Below are 24,927 nucleotides of genomic sequence, written 5' to 3' on the forward strand. Positions count from 1 at the left end.
GTTTTCGCCGGCTGTTCCCGCACGGAACACTACGGACAGTACTTCCACTATGCCTACTCCGTCACGGTCGACCGATCGCGGCGAGTCACCGCGCGGCGCGCGACTCGACGACGGCGGCCCCGACGACCCGCAGTGAGATATGAGTCAAGTCGACAAGCAACTCGATACGTTGAAATCGGAGATCGAGCAGGAGATTCCGAATGACATCACGGTCACCGATGTCAAATACGAGGGCCCGGAGCTGGTCGTGTACACGCGCGACCCCAAGGAGTTCGCCGGCGACGGCGACCTGATCCGGCGGCTCGCCTCGAAGCTTCGCAAGCGGATCACAGTCCGACCGGACCCGAGCGCGCTCTCGCCGCCGGCGCGCGCCGAAGACGAGGTCCGCGACGTGATCCCGGAGGAGGCCGGGGTGACCGACCTCGACTTCCACGAGGACACCGGCGAGGTCGTCATCGAGGCCGAGAAGCCCGGGATGGTGATCGGCCGCCGCGGCTCGACGCTGCGGGAGATCACTCAGGAGGTCGGCTGGACCCCCGAGGTCGTCCGCACGCCGCCGATAGAGTCCTCCACGGTCTCGAACGTCCGCGGGTTCCTGAAGAACGAGCGCGAGGAGCGCCGCGACATCCTCGAACGCGTCGGCCGACAGATCCACCGCGAGGAGATGTCCGACGACGAGTGGGTCCGGATCACGACGCTCGGCTGCTGCCGCGAGGTCGGCCGCGCGGCCTTCATCCTCTCGACGCCCGAGACCCGGATCCTCATCGACTGCGGCGACAAGCCCGGCGCGGAGGGCGAGGTGCCGTACCTCCAGGTGCCCGAGGCGCTCGGCGCGGGCGCGGCGACGCTCGACGCGGTCGTGTTGACCCACGCCCACCTCGACCACTCGGCGCTGGTCCCGCTCCTCTTCAAGTACGGCTACGACGGTCCCATCTACACGACGGAGCCGACCCGCGACCTGATGGGCCTGCTCACCCTCGACTACCTCGACGTCGCGGCGAAGGACGGGCGGACGCCCCCGTACGAGTCCGCGCAGGTCCGCGACGCGATCAAACACACCATCCCGCTGGAGTACGGCGACGTGACCGACGTGGCACCGGACGTGAAGCTCACGTTCCACAACGCGGGTCACATCCTCGGCAGCGCGGTCACCCACTTCCACATCGGTGACGGCCTCTACAACGTCGCGTTCTCGGGCGACATCCACTACGAGGACACCCGGCTGTTCAACGGCGCCGTCAACGACTTCCCGCGCGTCGAGACGCTCGTGTTGGAGTCCACCTACGGCGGCCGCAACGACTACCAGACCGACCAGGAGGACTCCGAGGAGGCGCTCGTGGAGGTCATCAACGAGACGTACGAGCAGGGCGGGAAGGTCGTCATCCCCGCGTTCGCCGTGGGGCGCTCCCAGGAGATCATGCTCGTCTTGGAGGAGGCGATGCGGAAGGGCGAAATCCCCGAGATGCCCGTCCACCTCGACGGGATGATATGGGAGGCGACCGCGATCCACACCACCTACCCCGAGTACCTCCGCGACGACCTCCGCGACCGCATCTTCCACGAGGACGAGAACCCGTTCCTCGCGGACCAGTTCAACCACATCGACGCCGGAGAGGACGAGCGGCAGGAGGTCGCCGACGGCGACGAGTGCATCGTCATCTCCACCTCGGGGATGATCGAGGGCGGGCCGATCATGTCGTGGCTCCGCCACATCGGTCCCGACCCGGACTCGAACCTCGTCTTCGTCGGGTACCAGGCGCAGGGGACGCTCGGCCGCCGGATCCAGAACGGCTGGGACGAGATCCCGGTCGACGGCTGGGGCGGCGGGAGCCGCGGCGACACGCTCACGCTGGAGATGGGCACCGAAGTCGTCGACGGCTTCTCCGGTCACGCCGACCGGCAGGGGTTAGAGAACTTCGTGAAGACGATGAACCCGCGTCCGGAGAAGGTGCTCTGCGTCCACGGCGATGAGAGCTCCGTTCAGGACCTCTCGTCGTCGCTGTACCACGACTACAACATGCGGACGTTCGCGCCGAAGAACCTGGAGACGTTCCGGTTTAAATAAGCGACCGATTCGGTGAGGCCGTTCGGGTATCTGTCGTTGTCGGCGCGGTGACTGACGCTTGGGGGTCAACTGTTCGCCCATCAATCGTTGGTGGTAGGGAGACGATCGCTCAAGCCCCGGCCGCTCGCTTATAAGTAGTTGTCACCGAACCACCAGCGAACGCTTCCGACGTCACAGTCGCTTGTTTATAAATAATCGATACGGGAGTGACGGAATCCCCTTCCAACTCTCCGATTGATCGCTTATAAATAGTTGACAGCGGATCGACGGCGAACACCGCCAAAGCCCCACCCGGGAGGCGGACGCACGCTCGCTGTCGCCCGAAAATCGGAGAGTTTCGGGATGACGAGAGAGCTTCGCTCTCTCGAACCACGCTCCTCAGTCGCCCACTTCGTTTGCTCCCTCCGGTGCTTGCGTCGTCATCAGAACGCGAAGCGTTCTGATTGGCTCACGAGAGCTCCGCTCTCGTGAACGCCTGCGTCCGCCTCCCGGCTGCCCCTTCGAGTCCCGCACCTCCGGAAGACGGTCCTGCTCGCTCACTACGTTCGCTGCGCGGGCTGCGACTTCCGTGCTCCCGCTCGCTTCGTCGCCGGCGCGCAGCGCCGGCTGCTAGAGGGACCGAAGGTCCCTCCCCGCTCGCGGGAACGCACAGCAACCGCGCCTCACGCCTCCCCAACCTCGCGGTTCGCGCTCTTCGAGCGCTCACCGCGTCCCTCGCACGCGCTCCTCGCGGCCGCCTTCGGCGGCCACTCGGAGGCGCGCGTCACCGCCGCGTCTATTTATAAGAGATCGGCGTTCGCTCCCCTTCAGTCGTCGACTTTCCCGTCCCGTTGATCCCGCTCCCGAGCCTCCGGGTTTCGCTCGGCGGGGTCGCCGTGCCCGCCGCCGCCCGGCGTCCGAATCGAGACCGTCGTGCCGGCCGCGACGTCGACGGACGCCTTCGCCGGGACCGCCTCGCCGTCGATCAGGTTCTCCCCGAGCGCGCCGTCCTCGCCGCCGTCGAGCCCGCGCGGCGCGGTCCGGCGGCGCTCGGTCAGCAGCGAGACGGTCGCGTCCGTCTCGACCGTGACGGCCCGTTCGATCCCCAGTCCGCCGCGGTGGCGACCGTCGCCGCCGCTCCCGGGACGCAGCGCGTAGCGCTCGACGCGGAGCGGGTACGCGGTCTCTAACGCCTCGACCGGCGTGTTGAGCGTGTTCGTCATCCCGACCTGAACGCCGTCCATCCCGTCTTTGGTCGGCCGACCGCCGAACCCGCCGGCGATCGTCTCGTAGTAGGTGAACTCGCCGCCGCGGTCACCGATTATGAGGTTGTTCATCGTCCCCTGACCGCCGGCGGGAACGGCCTCCGGCACCGCCTCCGCGAGCGCTTCCAGCGTCACGTCGGTGACGCGCTGGCTCGTCTCGACGTTCCCGCCGACGACCGCGGCTGGGGGGCGGGGGTCGAGCAGCGACCCCTCCGGCGCGGAGACGGAGACCGGCTCGTAGCAGCCGTGGTTCGGGGGTATCTCCGGGTCGGTGACCGCGCGGACGACGAAGTACACCGCGCTCTTCGCGACCGAGAACGGGGCGTTCAGGTTGCCGTCCACCTGATCGGCCGTGCCGGCGAAGTCGACGTCGATCGCGGCGCCGTCGACGGTGACGGTCACCTCGACCGGGACGTCCGCATCCGTCACGCCGTCGCCTTCGAGCACGTCTCGCGCGCGGTAGGTGCCGTCCGGGAGCTCCCGGATCTCGCGTTCGACGCGCTCGCGCGAGTAGTCGACGACGGCGTCGAACGCGTCGAGGAGCGTCTCGCCGTGCTCGTCGAGCAGCTCTCCGACCCGTTCCTCGGCGCGCGCGTTTGCGGCGCGCTGCGCGCGGAGGTCCGCCTCGCGCTCCTCGGGCGTCCGGACGTTGGCGAGGATGAGGTCGCGGACCGCCTCGTTCGGCTCGCCGCCGTCGACGAGCCGGACCGCCGGGAGCCGCAGGCCCTCCTCGTATATCTCGCGCGCGCCGGGCGGCATGCTCCCCGGCGCGCTGCCGCCCACGTCGGCGTGGTGCGCGCGCGACACCGCGTACCCGACGACCTCGCCGTCGGGCGCGACCGGCGAGACCAGCGTGACGTCCGGGAGGTGCGTCCCCCCGGCGAACGGGTCGTTGACGACGAACACGTCGCCCGGCTTCGGGTCCTTCTCGAGGACGACCTCGACCGCGTCGGGCATCGCGCCGAGGTGGACCGGGATGTGTTCGGCCTGCGCGATCAGCCGCCCCTCGGCGTCGAAAAGCGCCGTCGAGCAGTCCTGCCGCTCCTTGATGTTCGGCGAGTACGCGCCGCGGATCAACACGTGACCCATCTCGGCGGCCACGCTCTCGAGCTGGTTCCGGAGGATCTCCAGCGAGACCGGGTCGAGGTCCGGGTCGCTCACGCGTCGCTCACCTCCGCGACCAGCGCGCCGTCGCCGCGCAGCCGCACGCCCCACGACGGCGGGACGACGACGGTGCTCTCCGCGCCCTCGATCACGACCGGACCTTCGACGGCCTCGCCGGCGGGGAACCGCTCCCGGTCGTAGACGGGGGTCTCGCGGGTTCCCTCCGGGAAGGCCGCTTCGCGGGTGGTTCGCGGCTCGGCGCCGCTCCCCCCGACGGACTCGATCGCCGGCGCGCTCCGGGGAACCGTCGCCGTCGCGCGGCAGTTCACCAGTTCGACCGGCTCGTCCGCCCGGTAGCCGTACGCCGACTCGTGGGCCGCCGCGAACCGCTCGCCGGCCGCCGCCGGGTCGAACGGGCGCTCGACGTCGACGGTTAGCTCGAAGCTCTGGCCGGCGTACCGCAGGTCCGCGGCGTACTCCAGCCGCGCCGCGTCCGGGTCGCTGACCTCTGCCAGCAGCCGGTCAGTCAGGTCGCCGTAGACGGCGTCGACCGCGTCGGGATCGGCCTCCGCGAGCCGTCCCTGTCGCGTCCGTACCGCGTCCCGCGTCTCGTCGGCCGCGAGCAGGCCGTACGCCGAGAGGACGCCGGAGGCGTGCGGGACGACGACGCGCCCGACGTCCAGCCCGTCCGCGATCTGGACCGCGTGCATCGGCCCCGCGCCGCCGAACGCGACGAGACCGAACTCCCGCGGGTCGTGGCCGCGCTCGACGGTGACCGAGCGGATCGCGCGCGTCATGTCGGCGTTCGCGACGCGGTGGACGCCGAGCGCGGCCGCGACGGGACCGTCCATCCCCGCCTCGTCCGCGAGGGCCGCGAGCGCGTCGCGCGCGGCCGCCGCGTCGAGCGACAGGCCGCCGCCGAGGCTGGTGTCCGCCCCGACGTACCCCAACACGAGGTTCGCGTCCGTGACGGTCGGCTCCGTGCCGCCCTTGCCGTAACAGGCGGGACCGGGGTCGGCGCCGGCGGAGCGCGGCCCGATCCGGAGCGCGCCGCCGGCGTCGACCCACGCGATCGACCCCCCGCCGGCGCCCACGGTCTCGACGTCGACCATCGGCGTCCCGATCGGTCGGCCGGCGATCACCGACTCCGTCGTCCGCTCGACCGCACCGTCGCGGACGAGGCTCACGTCGCTGGAGGTGCCGCCCATGTCGAAGGTGATCAGCCCCTCGCGGTCGGCGTCGGTCGCCGCCGCGCTCGCGCCCACGACCCCAGCCGCGGGGCCCGAGAGGACGGTCGTCACCGCGTTCCGTCTGACCGTGTCGGCGTCGGTGACGCCGCCGTTGGCCTGCATAATCTGCGGCCGCGGGAGACCGCGGTCCCGCGCGCGCTCGGTGAGGCGACCGACGTAGCCGTCGATCGCCGGGCGCACGTACGCGTCGACGGCCGTCGTCGAGGTGCGCTCGTACTCGCGGAACTCCGGGAGCACCTCGTGGGAGGCCGACACCGGGACGTCGAGGCCGTCTCGCAGGGCGTCCGCGACGCGGCGCTCGTTCTCGGGGTGCGCGTAGGCGTGGAGGAGGGAGACCGCGACGGACTCGACGTCCGCGTCGCGGAGGGCGGCGACGAGCGCTTCGAGGTCCCCGTCGTCGACCGGCCGCTCGACCCCGTCGACGGTCGCGCGCTCGGCCACCTCGAACCGGCGGCGCCTCGGAACGAGCGGCGACGGTTTCTTCGCGTCGAGGTCGTACAGCGACGGGCGGGTCTGGCGGCCGATCTCTAACACGTCGCGGAACCCCGCCGTCGTCACGAGGGCGGTCCGCGCGCCGTCGTTCTCCAGTAGCGCGTTGACCGAGACGGTCATGGCGTGCGAGAAGTCGGTCACGCTCTCGGGGTCGATCCCGGCCGCCTCGCAGGCCTTCTCGACGCCGGCAACGACCCCGTCGCTCTGGTCGGCGGTGCTGGGGACCTTCGCGGTGACGAGGTCGCCGCCTACGGAGAGCGCCACGTCGGTGAACGTCCCCCCGACGTCGACGCCGATCGCTCGCTCCTCCGGCGTTCGCTCCCCCGGCGTTCGACCGCTCATCTACGACACCCCCGCGGCGTCGCGGGGGCTCCGGACGCCGAGGGAGGCGGTGTCTCGGTCGCGTGACATGGAGGCCCTCGTTACCGGACGGACTTAAGACCGACCCGTCCGGTAACGAGGGCCCCCACCGGCCGCCAGCCGACGGCCGAGCCCCTCGTTCCTGCGGCGCGAGGAGACCGCGAACATCTTCGGGGACAGCGGGAGGGTCCGGGCGACCGGTACTCCGGATATGGGAGCAGTTCCGGGCGGTATCGACGCGGCTCGGGGACCGCCGATGACGGTCCCGCTTCGGCACTTCCTCGTCGGACTGGGCCTCCTCGGCGCCGCCCTGCTCGTCGGGGTCGGCCTGACCGTCGACGCGGTGCCGGGGCTCGGCGGACTCGTCCACGTCCACCTGTTGTTAGTCGGCTGGGTGTGCGTGACGATAATGGGCGCGATGACGCAGTTCGTCCCGGTGTGGTCGGGGACGACGCTTCACTCCCGGCGGCTCGCGAGCGCCCAGTTCGCCTTCGTCGTCGCCGGGCTGATCGGGTTCGCGGTCGCGCTCGCGCTGGGGCGGCTCGCTTGGCTCGCCGGGTTCGGCGCCCTGATGCTCGCCGGCTTCTGGACGTTCGTCTACAACGTCGGGCGGACGCTCGCGACGGTCGAGGGGTTCGACGTGACCGAGCGCCACTTCGCCGTCGCGCTCGCGTTCTTCGTCGTCCTGACCGGTCTCGGCGTCCTGCTCGCGGCGGACCTCGGCTCCGGGTTCCTCGCGGGGCTCGGGGTCTCGCACGCGGGCGTCCGCGGCGCTCACGTCACCCTCGCCGTCTTCGGCGCGGTGCTCACGACGATATACGGGGCGCTGTACCAGCTCGGAACGATGTTCACGCAGACGGAGCTTCACGGGATCGACCACCGGCTCCGCGCGGTCGAGGAGGTCGGCCACCCCGTCGGCGTCGTCGCGCTCGCGGCCGGGCGACTGGTCGGGTCCGCGGCGCTCGCGCGCGGCGGCGCAGTCTTGGTCCTGCTCGCCGCGCTGGCGTTCGCCGCCGTCCTCGCCCGCCGACTCTTCGAGATGCGCGTCGAGCGCACGCCGATGCACACCCGGTACGCCGTCGTCGCGCTCGCGCTCGTCGCGTGGGTCGCGACCGCGGCGCCAGCGTGGCTGCGGTCGCCCGCGGCGCCCGAACGCGTCCTCGGCGGACCCGGGAGCGCGCCGCTGCTGCTGCTCGGCGTGATCGGGTTCGTCGTCCTCGGGACGCTGTACCACGTCGTCCCCTTCGTCGTCTGGGTCGAGCGGTACAGCGACCGGATCGGCTTCGAGGCGGTGCCGATGGTCGACGACCTCTACGACGACCGGCTCGCGGCCGCCGACGGGGGCCTGCTGTTCCTCGGAACGGCGCTGCTGGTCGGTTCCGACCTCGCCGCCGGCGCGACGGGAGCGACGCTCACGGGCGGATTACCGGGAACGACGCTCGCCGGGGCGTCGCTGGTGACGCTCGGCGTCGCCGTCTTCGCGACCAACGCGGTCTCGGTGATCCGCCGGCACAGCCCGGGCACGCTGACCCGGGTCGCACTCGGGCGGTTCGCCCCGCGGCTGGCGGTCGGCGGCGCGGACGCGGACGACGCGGGCGACGACAGCGCGGACGCGGGCGACGGCGGCGATGTGGGGGCGGGCAACGGCCGCGACGTGGGCGGCGGGGGCGACGCGGGCGGCGACGGCCCGGCCGACGAACCGGCACCGACGGAGTGAACGACGAAGCGGGTTCAAACCAGCACCGAAGACGATCCGGGACGCGCGATCATGAACTCAGTCTCCCTCTCACGAGCGATCGATACACCGCCGGAGGTCGTTCGCGACGCGATGGACGACCTCGGTGCGTTCGTCCGCTCCTCGGGGTTCGACGAGGTCGCGGTCGACGGGGAGACGGTCCGCGTCGCGGACGAGGTCGGCGTCGCGTCCGTCGAACTGACGCTGGACCTCGTCGACGACCCGGACGCCGACCTCGCCTGCGAGCAGCGCGAGGGGATATTCGAGTCGATGCGGACGGAGTACGTCGTGGCGCCGACCGACTGGGGGGCGAGGTGACCGCGACGACGGCGTTCGCGCTCGACGTGGCCGTGATCGGCGACTTCCTCGACGCCACCGTGATCGAGCGACAGCGCCGGGCGGAGCTGTCCGCGCAGTTCGACTGGCTCGAAGCTCATTGTGCGGGACCGCCGGCCGACGGCGGGTGATCACGGCGGCCGACGACGGGTGATCACGGCGGCCGACGGCGAGCGAGCGTGGCGAGGACCGCGGCGAGGGCAGTACTTAAGCGACGCCGCGGCGACCGCCACGTATGCGCATCGCGCTCATCGCACACGACGAACTGAAAGACGAGATGGTCGCGTTCGTCACGAAACACGCCGCGACCCTCGACGACTGCGAGCTAGTGACTACCGGGACGACGGGCAAACGCATCTCGGAGGAGACCGGACTGGCGGTGAACAGGCAGTCGTCCGGGCCGCTCGGGGGCGACCTCCAGATCGGGGCGATGATCGCGGACGACCGGATCGACGGGGTCGTGTTCCTCCGCGACCCGCTGACCGCGCAGGCGCACGAGCCGGACATCTCGGCGCTGCTGCGCGTCTGCGACGTGAAGGACGTGCCGCTGGCGACCAACGTCGCGTCCGCGGAGCTGCTCGTCGAGGGGCTGCTCGGCGGCGATTCTCTCGACTGATAGCGTCGACCGCGGTGATTTAACCGAGCCGGCCGAACGGCCGACAGATGACTCGCCCGCAACGGACCCGCGTCCGAGCCCTCGCGCTCGCGCTGTTGCTCGTCGCCGCGAGCGTCGGCGTGGCCGCAGGGCAGGCCGGAGCGGCGGGACAGGCCGGAGCGGCGGGAGCGGTCTCGCACGTCTCGGCCGTCGGTTCTGCCGGGAGTCCCGCGGTCGACGGCTCCGCGAGCGGTCCGGCGACGGCCGGGCCGGGCGTCGACGCGGACGGCGCCGAGGTCGGGCCGATCACGAAGTGTTTCACCGGGGACGGGTACCCGATATCGATCGGCGGCGACGCGGGCGGCGCGGCGATGGAGACGGTGATCCACCTCTCCGTGCTGACCGACCCGGCCGCGGGCAACGAGTTCGGGCTCGAAACCGCGGGCCGCCTCGACGGCGAACCGATCGTGACGCTCGCAGCGGGCGTCAGACTGACCGCCAGAGAGGCGATAGCGGACGGCGTGGACCCGTTCGCGGCGTTCGACGTGCTGTACACATACGAGCTACGGCTCCCGATGTTCGACGGCGCGGTCGGAGACGCCGGCTACGAGGACGACGGGTCGCCAATCGACTCGACCGCCGGCGCGGTCGACTGTTGATCAACCCTCCGCCGCGCCCGGCGGACGGACCCCGCGCACCAGCGCCAGCACCGCCTGTCGGGTCGTCTCGAACCCCTCGCCGGTCGGGTAGGCGCCGCCCGCGAGCAGGTACTCGCCGGACTCCCACGCCGCGAGCAGCGCCTCCACCGGGACCCGGTCGCCGTCGACCGCGCAGCGCCCGTGAAACACCGACAGGGTCGCGCGCGACGCGTCGGGGTCGTCGACGTCGAGGGAGCGGTCGTCGCGGCGTTCGAGGCGCGTGATGTCTCGGTCCGCCAGGCGGTCGCGGAACCCCTCTCGGGCGCGCGACTCGACGAGTCGGGTCAGCGCCGGGTTCGGTCCGGCGTCCGGCGAGATGCGGAGCCGACTCGCGAAGAAGAACGGCCGCGGGGGCGGGGTCTCCCGCTCGTAGCGCGCCGTTCCCGCCGTAACCGAGACCGGTCCCGCCTCGAAGGGTCGCTCCGTCGACTCCGCGACGAGCGTCCAGCCGTCGAGGCGGTCGGCGGGGACGACCGGCGGTTCCATGGACCCGCATCTCTCCGAGCGGAAATAAAACGGACGGCGCGCGAGAAGGGGTCGGCGGGAGAAAACTCGGTCAGTGGTCGTCTTCGCGCCACTTGTGCTCGCACTCGGTACAGACGAAGAAGCGGGTCTCGGACTCGTCGGCCGCGCGGATCTGTTGCATGTACCAGTACGCCTGGTCGTTGTCGCACTCGGGGCACTGCGCGGTCGTCGTCGGGAGCCCCTTGTCCTCGGCGTCGCTCACGTCGACAATCTCCGACTCGACCTGCGACTGGGTCGTCCACTCGTCGTCGCCGTCCTCGCGCCCGATCTCGTAGCCGCAGGAGCCGCACACCCAGTGGTCTTCGCCCTCGCCGGATTTCATCATGGATCCGCACTCGTCGCAGAACTTCATGCCCGAACCTACCGCGGATCGCATATAAGCGGCGGGATCGCGGACGAGGGCCGGACGCGCCCTCGGGGCGCCGACGCCGCCGTCAGTCCCCGTCGACGTGGTCGGCCAGCGCGAACCGGACCCGCTCCTCGTCGGGCCCCTTCGTCTCCCGGCCCGTGACGACCACCTCGCCGACGTCTTCGGTGTTCGCGACGTGCGTTCCCGCGCAGGCGGTGCGGTCGTACGGCTCGTCGCCCTCGGCCGCGCCCGCTATCTCGACGATCCGAAGCTCCTCGATCGAGTCGGGAAGCAGATCGATCCGTGTCCGGTCGGTATCGAGCGTCGCCTCCGCGGTCTCGCGGTCCATCGTGTAGCTCGACACCGGTCGCGCGTCCGCGACGAGTTCGTTGAGCCGCGACTCGATCCGGTCGAGGTCGTCGTCGGTGAACCGGTCGTAGGCGGCGTCGAGGCGCGCGCGGTCGCGGTACAGCTGATTCCCTGTCGTCCGGGCGTCGAACTCGTCGAGCAACAGCGCCGAAAGCAGGTGCTGTGCGGTGTGGTACCGCGAGTGCGCCGCGCGGCGGTCGGCGTCGACCTGGCAGACCACGTCGGTCCCCGGCTCCGGGAGCGCGGGCGCGTCGTCGGGCCCGTCGGTCGAGTCGGCCGTCCCGTCGACCCCGTCAACCGGTTCGACCTCGTGGTACACCGTGTCCGCCATCTCGACGTCGACGACGCGGAACCGGGCGTCGTCGTCGCCCCCGTCTCCCGCGTCGTCGCCGTCGACCGCGCGGATCGTTCCGGTGTCGTGCGGCTGACCCCCGCCCGTCGGGTAGAAGTGGGTCCGGTCGAGGACGATCCGGTCCGGGTCCGAGAGGACGCGCTCGACGGTCGCCTCGAACGCCGTCACCGCGTCGTCCGCGAGGTAGAGTCGCTCGGTCACGACTTCGAGGAGGGCCGCCGCCGAGATATATCCTCGGCTCTCGGAGACGGACCGCCGGACGGGCGGACCGGTCGCCGCCACCGCCGAAGCGGGCCCTCTCGGGGTATCGCGACTGATAGACGGGTGTCCACGTTTATCCGCGCCCCCGGCCTACGCGACCGTATGAACGGAGGTGAACGCGGAGCCGCGGCCGAGCGCGCCCAGAGCGAGGTGCTCGGAACGGTCCTCCTGTTGGGGCTGACGGTCGCGGTCGTCGGCACCACCGTCGCGCTCGGCGGCGCCGCGCTCGACGACTCCCAGCGGACCGCGGACCTCCAGCGCGCCGAGGGGGCGATGACGCAGATGGACTCCAAGGCGAGCCTCGTCGCGCACGGCGGGTCGCCGTCGCAGCGCGTCTCGTTCGGCAGCAGCCGCGGCGACCTGCGCGTCGATGAAGGGGCGGGGAAGATGCGGATCGAGGTCGAGACCGAGGACGGGACGTACACGAACGAGACCACGCTCGGCGCGATCGTCTACGAGCGCGGCGACGAGGTCGTCGCCTATCAGGGCGGCGGGGTCTGGCGCGCGAACGCAGACAGCGCGTGGATGGTCTCGCCGCCGGAGTTCCACTACCGAGGTGACACGCTCACGCTCCCGCTGGTGACCGTCGCTGGCGAGAAGCGCCTCACCGACTCGGCAACCATCAGAGAGGGTACCGAACGGTCCGCCGGGCTGTTCGCCTCCGAGAACCTCTCGAACCCGCTTCTGGGCGGGAACGTCACAATCACCGTCGAGAGCGAATACGCCGAGGCGTGGGGGCGCTTCTTCGAGTCCAGAACCGGCGCGAACGTCACGCAGCTGTCGCCGGACAGGGTCGAGGCCAAACTCCGGACCGAGACCGTTCACCCGACGCTCAGCACGAGCGCTTCCGCCGTCGGGGGCGCGGACATCGCCGCGGGCGGAATCAGGCGGATCGACGCCGACAGCTACAACTCCAGTATCGACGTGTACGGTTCGGATAACGTCGACGACAACGCGATAGTGCGGACCAACGGCGGCTTCGGTCAGGGACAGGGCGGGATCGGCAAGCTAGAGGAGATCCGGATTCGCGGCGACCTGCTCATGGGGGCGGATGATTTTCCCTCTGGACAGTTCAGAAAGAAGGTGAACGTCAGCGGAGAGAACCGGACCGGCGTCGACTTCGCCAGCGTGGACCCCGTGTCCGGGGCCATCGGACAGCGGATGGCTGGGGTACGGGACCTCGACACGGAGAGAGAGACGAGCGAGTTCGACTTCGATGGTGGGACGGAAAGCGTGACTCAAAACACGTACTTTTCCGACGCTCTCGAAGTGTCGGGCGGAAACACGCTTACCGTCGAAAACGGAACGACGCTCAACGTTTCCGGGAATCTCGACGTCGAGGACGGAGGATCCCTCGTGCTCGATACCGACGGCGGAGCGGTCAACGTACTCGTCGACGGCGATCTGGACGTCACCGGAACGAGCACGCTTCGCGCGATCGGTGGCGGTCGCGCGAATCTCTACGTTGATGGAGAAGTCACAATCCAGACCGATGACGACGACGCGGGTAGCGAGACGGCGTCGATAACGACCGCGCAGGACACGCGGCTCGACATCTACAACACCGGTGACGTTACTCTCGATGACGGAGCGAATATCACGGCGGATCGGGACCGGACCAAGAACCTCTGGCTGTATTCGAGCGGAGACGCGATCGATATCGACGGCGACGACGGTCGCGTCCACTTCACCGGCGTGCTGTACGCACCGGAGAGCGACCTGATCCTCGAGGATTCGATGACGTTCAAAGGATCGTTCACGGCCGACAAGTTCGAGTTCGACGAGGGCAGACTGAGGCTACACTACGACGAGGTCCTCCGAGACAGCCAGCCCTTCGGCGGCGAGTCGGTCCCCGTGGTGAGCCACCTCCACGTCTCCACGCACCGCGTGGTCATGGACTCGGACTGATCCCGGCCGGTCGACCGACCCCGTTCAGCCGACTCAGTCCGTGAACTCGACGCGGGTGCCGGTCCGGTGGACGACGAGCCGGTTCTCACCGGAAACGCTCATGTTGACCGTCAGTTCGTCGCCCGTGAGATTGACCGAGTCGATCCGATCGGAACCGTCGCGTCGGGACTCGAAGTACCGTTCCCAGGCGTCGGCCGTCGGACCTCGGATCCGAATCGTCACGTTGTCCGTCACCTCCGTAGCGGTGCGGTCACCGGTCAAGCTGGCCCGGACGAGAACCGTCCCGTCGCCCGCGACGCCGTCGCTTCCGTGCGATGTCACGTCGACGAGCCTGATCAGCGTCGTCTCGCCGAGCATGAGGTCCGGTTCGTGAAGCATGATGCTGCCCCCGCCGTCGCTCCGGATCACCGCTCCGTGTTCGTACCGAATCCGGGTGTCGCCAGCGCCGAAGTACGTGATCCCGGTCGTCGAGCTCTCGATCGTTCCCCCCGTCGCGTTGCGTATCTCATACGAGGAGTCGCTCGTGAACGCTACTCTACCGCCACCGAGTCGGATCTCGGTGGCCCGGCTCGGGACCCCGTCTCGACCGAGGTCGTTGAAGCTGTCGTGGAGGACGTCGAACGCGCGCTCGACGTTGTTGTCGCGCTCCGCGAGCCGGGCGTCCTCCAGCCCGCCGAAGCCGACGGTGAACGTGACCGCGATCGTCGTCGCGATCAGCGCGAACACTAACACGAACCCGACGGTCTCGCTGACGCCGCGGTCGTCGCCTCGGAAGCCGGCGTCGCGGTCGGTCCCCCTCATCGCTCGCTCACCACCACCGAGCCGTTCGCCCCGCCCCCTCGTCTGGCGGCACCCACCGGATCCGCAGGTCCCCGCCGTCGACGGTCGCGTTCTCGACCGCGACGTCCGCGCTCGTGCGGAACGGGACCTCGACTGTCGCGTCGGTCCGGTCGCTCTCCAGCGCGATCGTCCCCCGGGTGTCGCCCGCGCTCACGCGGATCCGATACCCCGTCCCGGACACCGTGCCGGGGAGGGTTACGGGTCGGTCGACGGTGAGATCGCCGCGGGACGACGCGGTCGCGACGACCCTGTCGACGGTGTCTACGTCCGCCGCGAGCCGCTCGCCCACGACGGTGAGCTCCCCCTGCGCGGCGCGCTCACGCTGTGTCTCGACAAACGAGCCGCCGGCGACGAACAGCCCCGACAGCAGCAGCGTCGAAATCGCGAGCGTCATGACGTAGCCGACGGTGACGGAGACGGCGCGGTCGGACCCGCCAGAGACCTCACGCATCGCGCTCACCCGGCGCGAGCCGAACCACGTCGGCGTACGTCAGCTCCGGCGTCCGGTGGCTGATCTCGACGTCGACGGCGTAGATCCCTTCGACGACGTACGGCCGCGAGGAGGTGTCGAGGTGGGGAGTCTCGTCGTGGTCGTCGACCACGAAGCTGTACGTTCCGGTCGCCGCGTCGCCGTTCTCGTGGCTGATGTTGTACGCGTCGTACGGTTCGTCGTCGCTCTGGACGCCCCCGGCCCAGACGGAGACGGGGTCGGGGAACGGCCGGCCGTCGACCGTGCCTGCGGTCAGGTCGATCGTGACGTTCTCGACGCCCTCGTGTGAGTAGGTCTTCGAAGCGTCGACCGTCGCGTTCTTCACCCGCACGTCGATCGCGCCGGCCGAGCCGTTCGACAGCGTCACCGACCAGTTCTCGCTCGCGCCGTCGGCCACGACCCTGAACGCGTCGTCCGGGTCGTCGGAGAGGGTCGTTGAGTCCACCGTCAGCCGGTAGTTTCGCGCGCGGTTGACGCCGCTCACGACGGTCCAGTCGGCGGGCGAGCCGCCGGGGGCCGTCATGTTCCGGAAGCCGCCGTCGGTCTCGTTCTGTGCGACGAAGTGCCCCTCCTCGACGGTCGAGCGGTTCACGCGCACGTCGACGATCGCCCCGTCCCGCGCGCGGAGGCCGGCGACCGTCCGGGCGTACGTCGTCGCGCTCTCGTCGAAGTCGCTCTCCATCCCGGCGGCGCTGCTCCGGTTCCGGTGTTCGCGGTCGAGGATCCCGGCGAGGTCCTCGGCTGCCCCGTCGCGGAACTCGATCGCCTCCGCTCCGCCCGCGTCGGCGCCGCGGGTCGCGAGGTTCTCGGTGTAGATGACGGTGTTCAACAGGAGGACGACCGCGACGAAGAGGACCGCGAGCGTCAGCCCGGTGATGAGGATGATCTGCGCTCGGTCCTCGTCGCGGTCGCCGTCACCGCGGTTGCGCTCGCGGCAGTTGCGCTCACGGCGGTCGCGCTCCCCGCTACGACGGCCGCGACCGTCGTCGGGACAGTCGCCTTCGCTGTCGCGGACGGAGGTGCGGAAGGGGAGACTCACATCTGCCATGCGGTGATCCTCACCTCCACGACCGTGTACAGGACCGCCGGGCGGTCCGCGTCGACCGGGGGCGCCAAGTACGACGCGGAGCCGTTCTCCGCGAGGGCGCGCTCGTCGCCGTCCGCCCCGAACCGGTCGTCGCCGTACAGCGCGACGCGAACGCTCGCCGTCGCCGCGTTGTCGCTCGGCGTCCCCATGTCGACCATCGTGGTGTCTCCCGTCCGGTTGCCGCCGTCCTCGGGGTAGGACACCTCGATGTCAAAGGCGATCTGGCGGTCGCCGAACGCCTCTTCCAGCGGGTCGTGGAGCGGGTGCGACTCCGGCGGCACGCCGGCGTAGGAGCCGTCGTCGCTCGCGTTGACGAACCCGTCCCCGTCGTAGTACAGCAGCGCGGCCGTCAGGTTCCCGCTCTCTCCCGTCGTCGTCAACAGGTCCTGCGCGGCGATCGACACCTGGTTCTCGACGTGTTGGTTCGACGTGCTTGCGGACAGCGGCGTGACCGCGGTCGCCTGCGTGGCGAAGATGAGCCCGGCGACCAGCAGCAGCGCCGCCGTAAACGCCTCTAAGGTGTGCGCCTGCCCGCGGTCGTCGGGGAGGTGTTCGACGAACATCTCACCACACCCGGAGCGTGAGCCGGTAGGTCTCGGGACCCCGCCGGTCTTCGGGGTCGTCCACGGTGACGACGCGACTGGCGGCCGAGACGCTCTCCGTTCGCGGCGGCGCAGGGCCGGCGCGCATCGCGACGGCCGTCCCGTTCGAGTCGAGCGACGCGACGCTCCCGTGCTGCGTGACGGTCAGGTTGAGCCCCCGGATGTCGTCGACGCCGAGTTCCGCGTGGAGGTCGTCGGCGCTCGCCGTCCAGTCGCAGTCCGACTCGTCGCTCGCCGCTCCCGGGTCCGAACCGTTGAAGAACGCGAACGCACAGGCGTGCGACAGCGTCGCCGTCGAGCCGGCGCCGGCGAGCGACGACTCCGCGAGCCGGGCGGCGCCGCGCTCGGCGACGATGACGGTCGCACCCTCACCGACGGCGTACGGCTCCAAAAGCGACGGGACGAACGCGAACGTGAAGCCGACCGCGACGAGGAACACCGACATGCCGACGACGAAGTCGAGGACCGTCTGCGCGCGGTCACCCGACATATATCCACACCCCCAACGCCAGCGTCATCAGGATCACCGCGTACTTGACGCCGGAGATCAGCTCCGCGTCGCGGATGTACCCGCTGATGAATCCCGAGAGGATCGCCTGGATCGTCACCGCGTGGAAGAACAGCAGAGAGAGCAGGTCGGGGTCGACTCCGCCGCCGCCGCCGAACCCCGCCCCGCCGGCGCTCCCGCCGCCGCCGTCGCTCTGGGAGACCAGGTCACCCATCACGTCGATGAACTGCGTCTGGAGGATGGCCATCACGCCGAGCAGCGTGATGTACGTCATCACGATAATCGCCACCTGCATCCGCGTTCGGGACTTCCGCTCGCGCTCGATGTCGTCTTGGTTCTCCGAGGCCTGCGCGGCCGTCGTCAGCACGTCCGTGATCTGCGAGGAGGCCTCCTGCGCCTCGGTGATCAGCTTCACCGTCCGCGCGAGCCGGGGCACCGCGTACGAGTTGTTGAACTCCACGAGGGCGTCCCGCAGGCTCATCCCGTAGTTCACCTTCGCGTGGACCACCTCGAACTCCTCCGCGAGCTTCCCGCTCGACGTCTCCGAGACGGTGCGCACGGACTCGAGCAGCGTCTGGCCGGTGTCGTTGGCGGAGGAGAGCTTCCGGAGCGTCTCCGAGAGCTTCCCGGTCACCGCGCGCCGCGAGCGCTGGTGCCACTCGTAGAACACCCCGAGCGGGATCAACACGACGTAGACGGGGACGTACACCCACACGAACGCCGACCACACCGGGCGGTCGATCCAGCCGTCGAACGTCGTCGGCGCCGAGCCGGCCGCGGCCGCGACGGCGACGAGCGCGACCGCCGAGGGAACGGTCAACGCGAGCGTGTACAGCGGGTTCTCCCGGAGGAAAACGTGCGGCGCGGAGAGGATCCCCATCGTCTTGTGGGTCCCCTCGCGGTCGCGGATGCGGTCGAAGACGCCGAACGTCCCGACGAACGCCTCCACCAGCCCGAAGTGGAAGAGTCCCTCCTGACTGGTCTGCCGGAGCCGCTCGCTGCCGCCGTCCGGCTGGAGGTAGCCGTCGCCGGGGTCGTCCTGTTTCACCGTGGAGACCAACACGAGGAAGCCGGCGCCGACCAGCGGGATGAGCACGTACACCGTGGCGTACAGCAGCCGGTCGTCGGCCTCGCCCATCATTCCCATGATGACGAGGATGATGATGAGAAGCAGCGGGAACAGAGACAGCGTCATATACATCTCACCGAACAGCTCCAGCGTCTCCAGCGTCATCTCGCGCTCCTGTTTCGACGTGCGGAGGTGTTTCTCCTTTTTGTCCTTCAGGAAGCCCTCCATGTCGCCGCCGGAGTTGACGATGGAGAGCATGTCCGCGAGGAACTGCGAGAGCTCGTCGGAGGGCGTCTCCATCGACTGCTGGCGGATCGCGTTCCGGTAGTCGGTGCCGAAGTACTCCGTCTCGTTGACGATGCTCTGGAACTCGCGGGACACCTCGCCGTAGGTGTCCTCCGCCGTCGCCATCGCGCGGAGGATCTCGAGCTGGTTGAGTCCGCCGACGGAGAGCGCGTACATGAACGAGACGGAGTCCGCGAGCAGGAGATTGATCTCCCGCTCCCGCGAGGAGGCCCGCGAGTACGGGACCGCGACGACGCCGCCGAACCCGACCGCGAACCCGATCGAACCGAAGACGAGGCCGCTGAGGAGCACCGCCGTCGGCACGACGAGCGACCGGAGCAGCGCCTGAACGCCGGGAGTCGGCGCTGGGACACCGAGCGAGAGCGCCTCCGGGTCGATCAGCCCGAGCGAGAACACGCCGTAGCCGACCAGCGTGCCGAGCGCCCAGAGCGCCCCGCCGACGAGCAGCCCGACCGCCAGCGCCAGCGAGACGTACATCTCGACTTGGTCGGACATTCGCGCTTCGACGAGCTTGCGCTCGACGTCGCCCACGAAGTCGCCGTCGGGGTCGAACAGCAGCTCGAACACCGGGTAACACAGCTCCGCGAGGACGTTCGCGTCGACGCCGCCGTCGCCCGCGTCCACGTCGAGGCTCACGGCTCGCCCCTCACGACGGCCATCGTATCACCCGTCCTCCGCGGGTTCGACCGCGCCGAACCCCCAGTCGTCGATGTCGTCTGCGTCTCCGGCATCCTCGTCGTCGCCGTGCGAGTCCCCGTCGCCGTCGGCTGTCTCGTCGCTCCCGTCGTCCGCCCCCTCGTCGCTCCCGCCTTCCTCGCTCCCCTCGCTCGCGTCATCGCCGCCGCCGAACCCCTCGCTCACGTCGGGCGCCCCGTTCCAGTCGGGCGGCTCGGCGGGCGACGAGAGCACGTCGACCCCCTCGTCGAACGGCTCTCCGAAGTCGATGTCGCTCCGGTCGCCGGATCCGTCCGCGGTCGCCTCCGCCTCGGGACCGTCGTTGCCGTCGCCGTGAGGCGGTCCGAAAGCCGGAACGCCCGACCGGGCGGGGTCGACCGCGTCCGACGCCACCGCGTCCGAGTCCGCTCCGTCTGGGCTCGTCGAGTTCGACTCCGTCGCGCCCGGTTCCGTCGCGTCCGCCTCGCGGGCCGCCTCGGAGAGCGCCCCGCGCTCGTCGGTCGGACGGGCCTCGACGTCGCCGGCGTGGTTCATCTCCAAGAGGGCGTCCGCGACCGAGTCGGGCACTTCGCCGCGGTACGTCTCGAAGATGTCCTCGGCCGAGTCGAGTATCTCGGCCACCTGCGCCTTCGCCTCGGCGTCCGGGTCGGGCCGGGGGACCAGTTCCTCCTTGTCGCGGTCGACGTTGATCAGCACCGACTCCATCTCGCGGAGGTCCTCCAGCGAGCGCTCCAGCTCGTCGTTGGCCATGAGCGCCAGCACCGTCTCCGGGTCGTTGATGAACGCCTGGAACGTCGCCGCCACCTGCGCGTAGCTGTTGAGCCCGCGGTCGATGAGGTAGGCCAACACGACGCGGCGCTTGCGCAGCTCCTCGTCGAGCGTCTCGCGGCTCCATCCGCGGTCGAACATGATGTCTTCGAGGGTGTTCGAGTCGCCCATCTGGAGGAACTCGTCCGTCTCCGCCTGCCATTGGAACACGTCCTGAACGTTGATCTCGTCGTTCTCCGCGTCGTAGTGGTTGATCTCGGTGATCGACTTGTTCCGGCGGACCTTCTTGCCCTGAACGCGGGTGGACGTCTGGATGGAGACCAGATCCAGCGCCGTGAACATCGTCTTCGAGACGTTGATCGGGTCGGTGGTGAACCGCTTGAGCACCTCGCCCACGGAGTCGGCGTGGAACGTGGTGTAGGTGGTGTGCCCCGTCGACATGACCTGAAAGGCGGTCCGGCCCTCCTCGCCGCGGATCTCGCCCATCACGATGTAGTCGGGGCGCTGGCGGAGCGCGGCCTCCAGTAGGTCGAACTCGTCGATGTCGCCCTTGTCGTCGTCGGAGAAGGAGGGGCGCGTGACGGAGGCGATCCAGTTGCGCTGGGGGAGCTCCACCTCGCGGGTGTCCTCGATGGAGACGATCTTCGCGTTCGAGGGGATGAAGAGGGAGACCGCGTTCAGGCTCGTCGTCTTCCCGGAGGCGGTCCCACCCGCGAAGATCAGGCTCTTGTGGTTCTCGATCGAGAGCCAGAGGAACGCCATCTCGTCGAGTGAGAACGTCTTCCAGTTGATCAGGTCGATCGGGGTGAACGGGACGTCGTTGAACTGCCGGATGGTGTAGTTGGTCCCGTGGTCCGACACCTCGCGGCCGAGGGTGAGCTGCGCTCGCGAGCCGTCCGGCAGCGTGGCGTCGACCTGCGGCCGGCGCTTCGAGATCCCCTTCCCGGAGCGCTGGGCGAGCTTCACGACGAAGTCGTCCAACTCGTCGGTGCCGTGGTGGATGTTCGAGATGATCTGCTCGTACTCCGAGTGGTAGACGAAGACGGGGGAGTTGTACCCGTCACAGGAGATGTCCTCGACGTTGATGTCGTACTTGATCGGGTCGATGCGCTCGTAGCCGATGAAGTCCCGCTTGAGGAAGTACAACAGCTTCTCGACCTGATGCGCGGAGAGCGTCTCCGCGTCCTCCGCGAGGACGGCCGGCTCGGGGCGGGCGCTAATCTCCGGCGGGTCGACCGACGACTCGACCGGCGGTTCGTACCCAAGCGACTCCGCGATCCGCCCGGCGATCCCCTCGGTCGGGTCGATTCCGAACCGGTCGACCAGCGCGTCCGCGAGCCCGCGCTCGTCGCCGTCGTCCTCGTAGAGCCCGTAGCGGTCGAGCAGCGAACGCGTCTCCTCGACTATCACCTCCTCGCGGAACGCCTCGTCGCCGCCCGCGATCGACTCGTCGGCGTACTTGATCGACGTCCGGAGCTTGCCGGTGAGGAACTCCGTGAGGTCGGCCTCGATTTCGGTCCGGTACGGCTGGACCGCGTAGTACTTCACCTCGTTCTCCTTCGTCGACCGGAAGACGATGACGAACGCGTACGGCTTGTTCACCCAGTAGCGCTCCTCCTCGCGGAAGTGCGTCTTCTTCGGCATCGGCACCGCCTTCTCCAGATCGTACCGGTTCGTCAGCGTCGTGTGGCCCGCCGCGGTCGAGAAGAACGCGTCCTCGTCGATTTCGGGGTTGACGTCGACGGTCCGCTCGTCGACGAGGTCCGCGAGGTCGGCCGCGGCGCTCTCGCCCGCGCCGAGCAGCTCCTCGGTGCGGTCCGGGTCGAAGCCGAGCGCCTCGGTCTTGTCCTCGTGGGTGAACGAGAGCGGCACTTCCGCTCCCTCCTCGTTCTCCTCGGTCGGCGGGTTCCCGTCCTCGTCGAGGAAGAACTCGTCGCGGTAGTCGTCCCACGTGTAGTACCCCTTCAACACCGGGACCGAGTAGGGGTCGTACCGGGCGGCGCACAGGTCCCAAAGGAGGTCCCCGACCGCGGCGGCCGCGCGGACCCGGTAGTCGGTTTCGCTCGGATCGAACCCGAGGAGCGTCGCCGGATCGAAGTCGGCGCGCCCCCACTCCTCCGGGGTCGGCGCGCGCGCCGGTACCGACTCGGCGCGGTCGCCGGGCGCGACGACGGTTCCCCGGACGCCGCCCCGTCCGACCGGATCGGAGAAGACGGTGTCCGGAGTGGGGTCGTCGAAGCCGTCGTCCGGACTCACCTCCCCGTCGTCGCCGTCGGGTTCCGAGAGGTCGCTCTCGCGGTCGCCTTCGGCCTCGTCGTCCGGCGCCGCGACGCGCTCGCCCGTCGGCACGACGGCCGAGCCGTCGAGGAGAACGGCGTCCGGCCCGACCACGAGCGTGCCGCGATCGGGGGTCCCGTGACCGGGAACGGCCGTCTCGCCGTCCGCCTCGAAGGGTTCGTCGACGCCGGCGGCCCGGACCACCTCGTCGGCGCCGTTCGGGAGGTGGAGCGAGACGGCGTCGGCCGGGACCGCGGGCGCGTCCGGCACGTCGGCGTACACGCGCTCCGCGGCGTCCTCGCGTCCCCGCTCCGCGAGCAGGGACCGCCAGGAGTACCGGCCGGTGACGACCGGCGGGCCGTCGGTCGCTCCGTCGCGTTCGCCGGGTTCTAACGCTCCGTCGTCCGAGCCCTCGTCGAGTTCTGACGCTCCGTCGTCCGGGCCCTCGTCGTCCGGGCTATCCTCGCCCATCGGATCCGAAGACTCCGAGATCGGATCCGTCGCGTCCGGTGTGTCTTCGTCCGTTACGTCCGCCTCTCCCGGGTTTGTCTCTTCCGCGTTCGTCCCTTCCGCGTCCGTTCTTTCCGCGTCCGACCCCGGCGCGTCGGATTCGGACGTATCGGACGCCGAGCTATCGTCCACCGGACCGGACCGCGTGGCGGAGCGCTCGGCGTCCTCGTTACTCATAACCGACAGAACGCCGCATCCGTTGAAAAAGGTGTCTCGCTAAACACCGAGATTGATAATCGACGGCGGACGGGCGGGTTTTAGGGCCCCGCGCACCGATCGCCGGTCGTGTCACGCTCCGACCGATTCCGCCGACTTCGGCGGCTCCGGCGGCTCCGACGGCCCGCGGTCAGGCGGCGGGTCCGCGCGGCGATAGCCGAGGAACTGCTCGGGACGCCGCGAAGCCTCGCCGTCGTCTGCGCGTTCACCGCGTTCATGCTCGCGGTCGGCGCTTGGTACTACGCGCCGACCGCGGGCGAGGTGCCGGTCGCGCTCTGGCCGCTGTACGCGGACTCGGCGGTCGCGGTTGCGCTCGGGGGCGCCGTCCTCGCCGCGGTCGTGCCGACCGTCCGAGGGGGCGGCGACGTCACCGCGGACGTCCCGACCTCGCGGCCGCTGGCGTACCTCCAGACGCTCGCGTTCGTCTGGCTGGTCCAGTTCGGCGTCTGGCCGCTGGTCTCGCTCAACCTCGCGTTCGGCGAGTACGTCGCCGCGCCCGACGCCTGGCTCTACTACTGGGGCGTGATCGGGACGCACCTGCTTTTCGTCGGACTCGCCCTCCTGTTTCCCGCCTTCGGCCGGACGACGCCGGGCGCGCTCGGGGCGGCGCTGGCGCTCGGCGTCGTGAACGTCGTCGTCGACTACGGGGTCGGCTACCACCCGCCGCTTCTGTACGAGCCCGGAACCGGACTGGCGGCCGCGACGCTCGCCATCGCGGTCGGATCGGTCGGGCTCGCGTCGCACTCGTTCCCGCGGTTAGGCGGCGGGTCGAACTGAGACGCGCTCAGAAGGGTCGAGTCCGTCGAACGCCATTTAAATATCCTCAACGGCTCCGTCGAACGCCATTTAAACAATATAGAAGGGCACGGTGGGATCCACGCGAGCGAAGCGAGCGTGGAGCCAGTCGCGCCCGTGACTGAGCGAAGCGAGGGAACGGGCGCGACGGGATTTGAACCCGCGATCGAGAGGTTAGGAACCTCTCGCCCTGTCCGCTAGGCCACGCGCCCAGAACGGGAAGAAAATGCGACGGCGGCTGTCCGTCGGCGTCGGGACCGTGTTACGCGCTCGTTTCTTTCTCGGTTTCGGTTTCGAGGTCGTCGAACTCGTCGTCCTCGTCGTCGAGCGTCGACCCCTCCTCGCCGTCGTCCATATCTTTCAGTTCCTCTTCGATCTCCTCGCGACCCTTCTTGAACTCGCCCATCGCCTGCCCGGTCGACCGGGCCAGCTTCGGAATCTTGTTTGCCCCGAACAGCAGGACCAACACGAGCAGGATTATGAGTAGCTCCGGCCCCACCGGAAGGCCGCCGAATAGTGGAATCGCACTTATCATCTCTATCCGGCAGTAGCCCTGTGTCGACTATAGTCTTTTTGCCTCGATCGATCGGACCGCCGCCGCCGAAACGGTGATACACCCGGCCGACGACGTCCATATATGCCAGCTGTCGGCGACGACGCCCCCGACTTCACCGGATCGCTCGTAGACGGCGACATCGCGCCGTTCGAACTCTCCGAACACCTCGGTGAGGAACCGGTCGTGCTCGCCTTCTTCCCCGCCGCCTTCTCGAACACCTGTACCGACGAGATGGAGGCGCTGCGCGACGGCTTCGACCGCGACGACTGCACTCTGTTCGGCGTGAGCACCGACCTCCCGCACGCGCTGGCCGCGTATCGCGCCCAGTACGACCTCCCGTTCGCCTTGGTCGGTGACCCCGATCACCGCGCGATCGAGGCGTACGACGTGGTCGAGGACTTCGCGCACGACGGTGTCGAGACGGTCGCGCAGCGGGCCGTCTTCGTGATCGACGCCGACGGCGTCGTTCGGTACCGGTGGCTCGCTGAGAACGCGGGACAGGAGCCGGACTACGACGCGCTCGACGAGGCGGTGGCGGACGCGAGCGCCTGAGGCGAGCGTCGGTCCGGGCGAAGCGCGGTTCGC

General features: G+C 69.8%; 21 protein-coding genes, 1 tRNA gene and 1 pseudogene. 9 read left to right on the top strand and 14 right to left on the bottom strand.

Features of this window, described 5'->3' with window-relative positions:
• Positions 1 to 139: 139 nt before the first annotated feature.
• Positions 140 to 2,065 carry a beta-CASP ribonuclease aCPSF1 gene (locus tag KI388_RS05620; protein WP_215088376.1) on the top strand — a complete coding sequence of 642 codons (1,926 nt, stop codon included), beginning with the start codon at positions 140 to 142 and terminating at the stop codon, positions 2,063 to 2,065.
• Positions 2,066 to 2,871: 806 nt separating this feature from the next.
• Here KI388_RS05620 and KI388_RS05625 read toward each other — a convergent pair.
• Positions 2,872 to 4,470 (bottom strand): hydantoinase B/oxoprolinase family protein, encoded by a 1,599-nt coding sequence (locus tag KI388_RS05625; RefSeq protein ID WP_215088377.1) that lies wholly within the window; start codon positions 4,468 to 4,470, stop codon positions 2,872 to 2,874.
• Positions 4,467 to 6,497, bottom strand: coding sequence for a hydantoinase/oxoprolinase family protein (locus KI388_RS05630; RefSeq protein ID WP_215088378.1), 2,031 nt, complete (start codon positions 6,495 to 6,497; stop codon positions 4,467 to 4,469). Before KI388_RS05630 ends, KI388_RS05625 begins: the two co-directional genes overlap by 4 nt.
• Positions 6,498 to 6,771: 274 nt before the next feature.
• On the opposite strand from KI388_RS05630, the gene KI388_RS05635 reads away from it, so the two are divergent.
• From KI388_RS05635 to KI388_RS05650, 5 genes are all read left to right on the top strand, one after another.
• Positions 6,772 to 8,232: a hypothetical protein gene (locus tag KI388_RS05635; protein ID WP_215088743.1), complete on the top strand. Its 1,461-nt coding sequence runs from the start codon at positions 6,772 to 6,774 to the stop codon at positions 8,230 to 8,232.
• A gap of 51 nt (positions 8,233 to 8,283) precedes the next feature.
• The gene (locus KI388_RS05640; RefSeq protein WP_251133222.1) at positions 8,284 to 8,568 is read left to right on the top strand and encodes a hypothetical protein; all 285 of its coding nucleotides are present in this window, start codon (positions 8,284 to 8,286) and stop codon (positions 8,566 to 8,568) included.
• Positions 8,565 to 8,717: a hypothetical protein gene (locus KI388_RS15270; protein ID WP_251133223.1), complete on the top strand. Its 153-nt coding sequence runs from the start codon at positions 8,565 to 8,567 to the stop codon at positions 8,715 to 8,717. Before KI388_RS05640 ends, KI388_RS15270 begins: the two co-directional genes overlap by 4 nt.
• Before the next feature lie 104 nt (positions 8,718 to 8,821).
• A complete protein-coding gene (locus tag KI388_RS05645; RefSeq protein WP_215088379.1) occupies positions 8,822 to 9,202 on the top strand; it encodes a methylglyoxal synthase in 381 nt (126 codons plus the stop codon).
• 47 nt (positions 9,203 to 9,249) lie between these two features.
• Positions 9,250 to 9,840, top strand: a complete 591-nt coding sequence (locus tag KI388_RS05650; protein WP_215088380.1) for a hypothetical protein — start codon at positions 9,250 to 9,252, stop codon at positions 9,838 to 9,840.
• Here KI388_RS05650 and KI388_RS05655 read toward each other — a convergent pair whose 3' ends face one another.
• The 3 genes from KI388_RS05655 to KI388_RS05665 form a co-directional block, all read right to left on the bottom strand.
• Entirely contained in the window at positions 9,841 to 10,365 is a 525-nt protein-coding gene (locus KI388_RS05655) for a hypothetical protein (RefSeq protein WP_215088381.1), read from the bottom strand.
• Between the two features lie 70 nt (positions 10,366 to 10,435).
• Positions 10,436 to 10,756: a transcription factor S gene (locus tag KI388_RS05660; protein ID WP_215088382.1), complete on the bottom strand. Its 321-nt coding sequence runs from the start codon at positions 10,754 to 10,756 to the stop codon at positions 10,436 to 10,438.
• A gap of 82 nt (positions 10,757 to 10,838) precedes the next feature.
• The gene (locus KI388_RS05665; RefSeq protein ID WP_215088383.1) at positions 10,839 to 11,675 is read right to left on the bottom strand and encodes an alanyl-tRNA editing protein; all 837 of its coding nucleotides are present in this window, start codon (positions 11,673 to 11,675) and stop codon (positions 10,839 to 10,841) included.
• A gap of 162 nt (positions 11,676 to 11,837) precedes the next feature.
• Here KI388_RS05665 and KI388_RS05670 point away from each other — a divergent pair, with 162 nt between their 5' ends.
• Entirely contained in the window at positions 11,838 to 13,643 is a 1,806-nt protein-coding gene (locus KI388_RS05670; RefSeq protein ID WP_215088384.1) for a hypothetical protein, read from the top strand.
• Positions 13,644 to 13,676: 33 nt separating this feature from the next.
• Here the strand turns inward: KI388_RS05670 and KI388_RS05675 are convergent, their stop codons facing one another.
• The 7 genes and pseudogenes from KI388_RS05675 to KI388_RS05705 form a co-directional block, all read right to left on the bottom strand.
• Positions 13,677 to 14,444, bottom strand: a complete 768-nt coding sequence (locus KI388_RS05675) for a hypothetical protein (protein ID WP_215088385.1) — start codon at positions 14,442 to 14,444, stop codon at positions 13,677 to 13,679.
• Positions 14,441 to 14,934 (bottom strand): annotated as a pseudogene (locus KI388_RS05680) (hypothetical protein). Before KI388_RS05680 ends, KI388_RS05675 begins: the two are co-directional and overlap by 4 nt.
• A complete protein-coding gene (locus KI388_RS05685) occupies positions 14,927 to 16,021 on the bottom strand; it encodes a hypothetical protein (RefSeq protein WP_251133224.1) in 1,095 nt (364 codons plus the stop codon). The pseudogene KI388_RS05680 and the gene KI388_RS05685 overlap by 8 nt, the downstream one beginning before the upstream one ends.
• Positions 16,009 to 16,623 (bottom strand): hypothetical protein, encoded by a 615-nt coding sequence (locus tag KI388_RS05690; protein WP_215088386.1) that lies wholly within the window; start codon positions 16,621 to 16,623, stop codon positions 16,009 to 16,011. Before KI388_RS05690 ends, KI388_RS05685 begins: the two co-directional genes overlap by 13 nt.
• Before the next feature lies 1 nt (position 16,624).
• Positions 16,625 to 17,152 (bottom strand): hypothetical protein, encoded by a 528-nt coding sequence (locus KI388_RS05695; RefSeq protein ID WP_215088387.1) that lies wholly within the window; start codon positions 17,150 to 17,152, stop codon positions 16,625 to 16,627.
• Entirely contained in the window at positions 17,142 to 19,181 is a 2,040-nt protein-coding gene (locus KI388_RS05700) for a type II secretion system F family protein (protein ID WP_215088388.1), read from the bottom strand. The genes KI388_RS05695 and KI388_RS05700 overlap by 11 nt, the downstream gene beginning before the upstream one ends.
• 27 nt (positions 19,182 to 19,208) lie before the next feature.
• Positions 19,209 to 22,952 carry an ATPase, T2SS/T4P/T4SS family gene (locus KI388_RS05705; protein ID WP_215088389.1) on the bottom strand — a complete coding sequence of 1,248 codons (3,744 nt, stop codon included), beginning with the start codon at positions 22,950 to 22,952 and terminating at the stop codon, positions 19,209 to 19,211.
• Between the two features lie 108 nt (positions 22,953 to 23,060).
• Here KI388_RS05705 and KI388_RS05710 point away from each other — a divergent pair, with 108 nt between their 5' ends.
• On the top strand, positions 23,061 to 23,768 hold the full coding sequence (locus KI388_RS05710; RefSeq protein ID WP_215088390.1) for a DUF1405 domain-containing protein: 708 nt from the start codon (positions 23,061 to 23,063) through the stop codon (positions 23,766 to 23,768).
• Between the two features lie 157 nt (positions 23,769 to 23,925).
• Here KI388_RS05710 and KI388_RS05715 read toward each other — a convergent pair.
• Both KI388_RS05715 and tatA read right to left on the bottom strand, forming a co-directional pair.
• Positions 23,926 to 23,998: transfer RNA gene (locus KI388_RS05715), tRNA-Arg, on the bottom strand.
• 50 nt (positions 23,999 to 24,048) lie between these two features.
• Positions 24,049 to 24,321, bottom strand: a complete 273-nt coding sequence (tatA, locus tag KI388_RS05720; RefSeq protein WP_215088391.1) for a twin-arginine translocase TatA/TatE family subunit — start codon at positions 24,319 to 24,321, stop codon at positions 24,049 to 24,051.
• Between the two features lie 102 nt (positions 24,322 to 24,423).
• Between tatA and KI388_RS05725 the strand changes: the two genes are divergently transcribed.
• On the top strand, positions 24,424 to 24,894 hold the full coding sequence (locus KI388_RS05725; RefSeq protein ID WP_215088392.1) for a redoxin domain-containing protein: 471 nt from the start codon (positions 24,424 to 24,426) through the stop codon (positions 24,892 to 24,894).
• Positions 24,895 to 24,927: the final 33 nt, after the last annotated feature.

Origin of the sequence: Halorubrum sp. 2020YC2 (assembly GCF_018623055.1) — an archaeon.
GTDB lineage: Archaea > Halobacteriota > Halobacteria > Halobacteriales > Haloferacaceae > Halorubrum.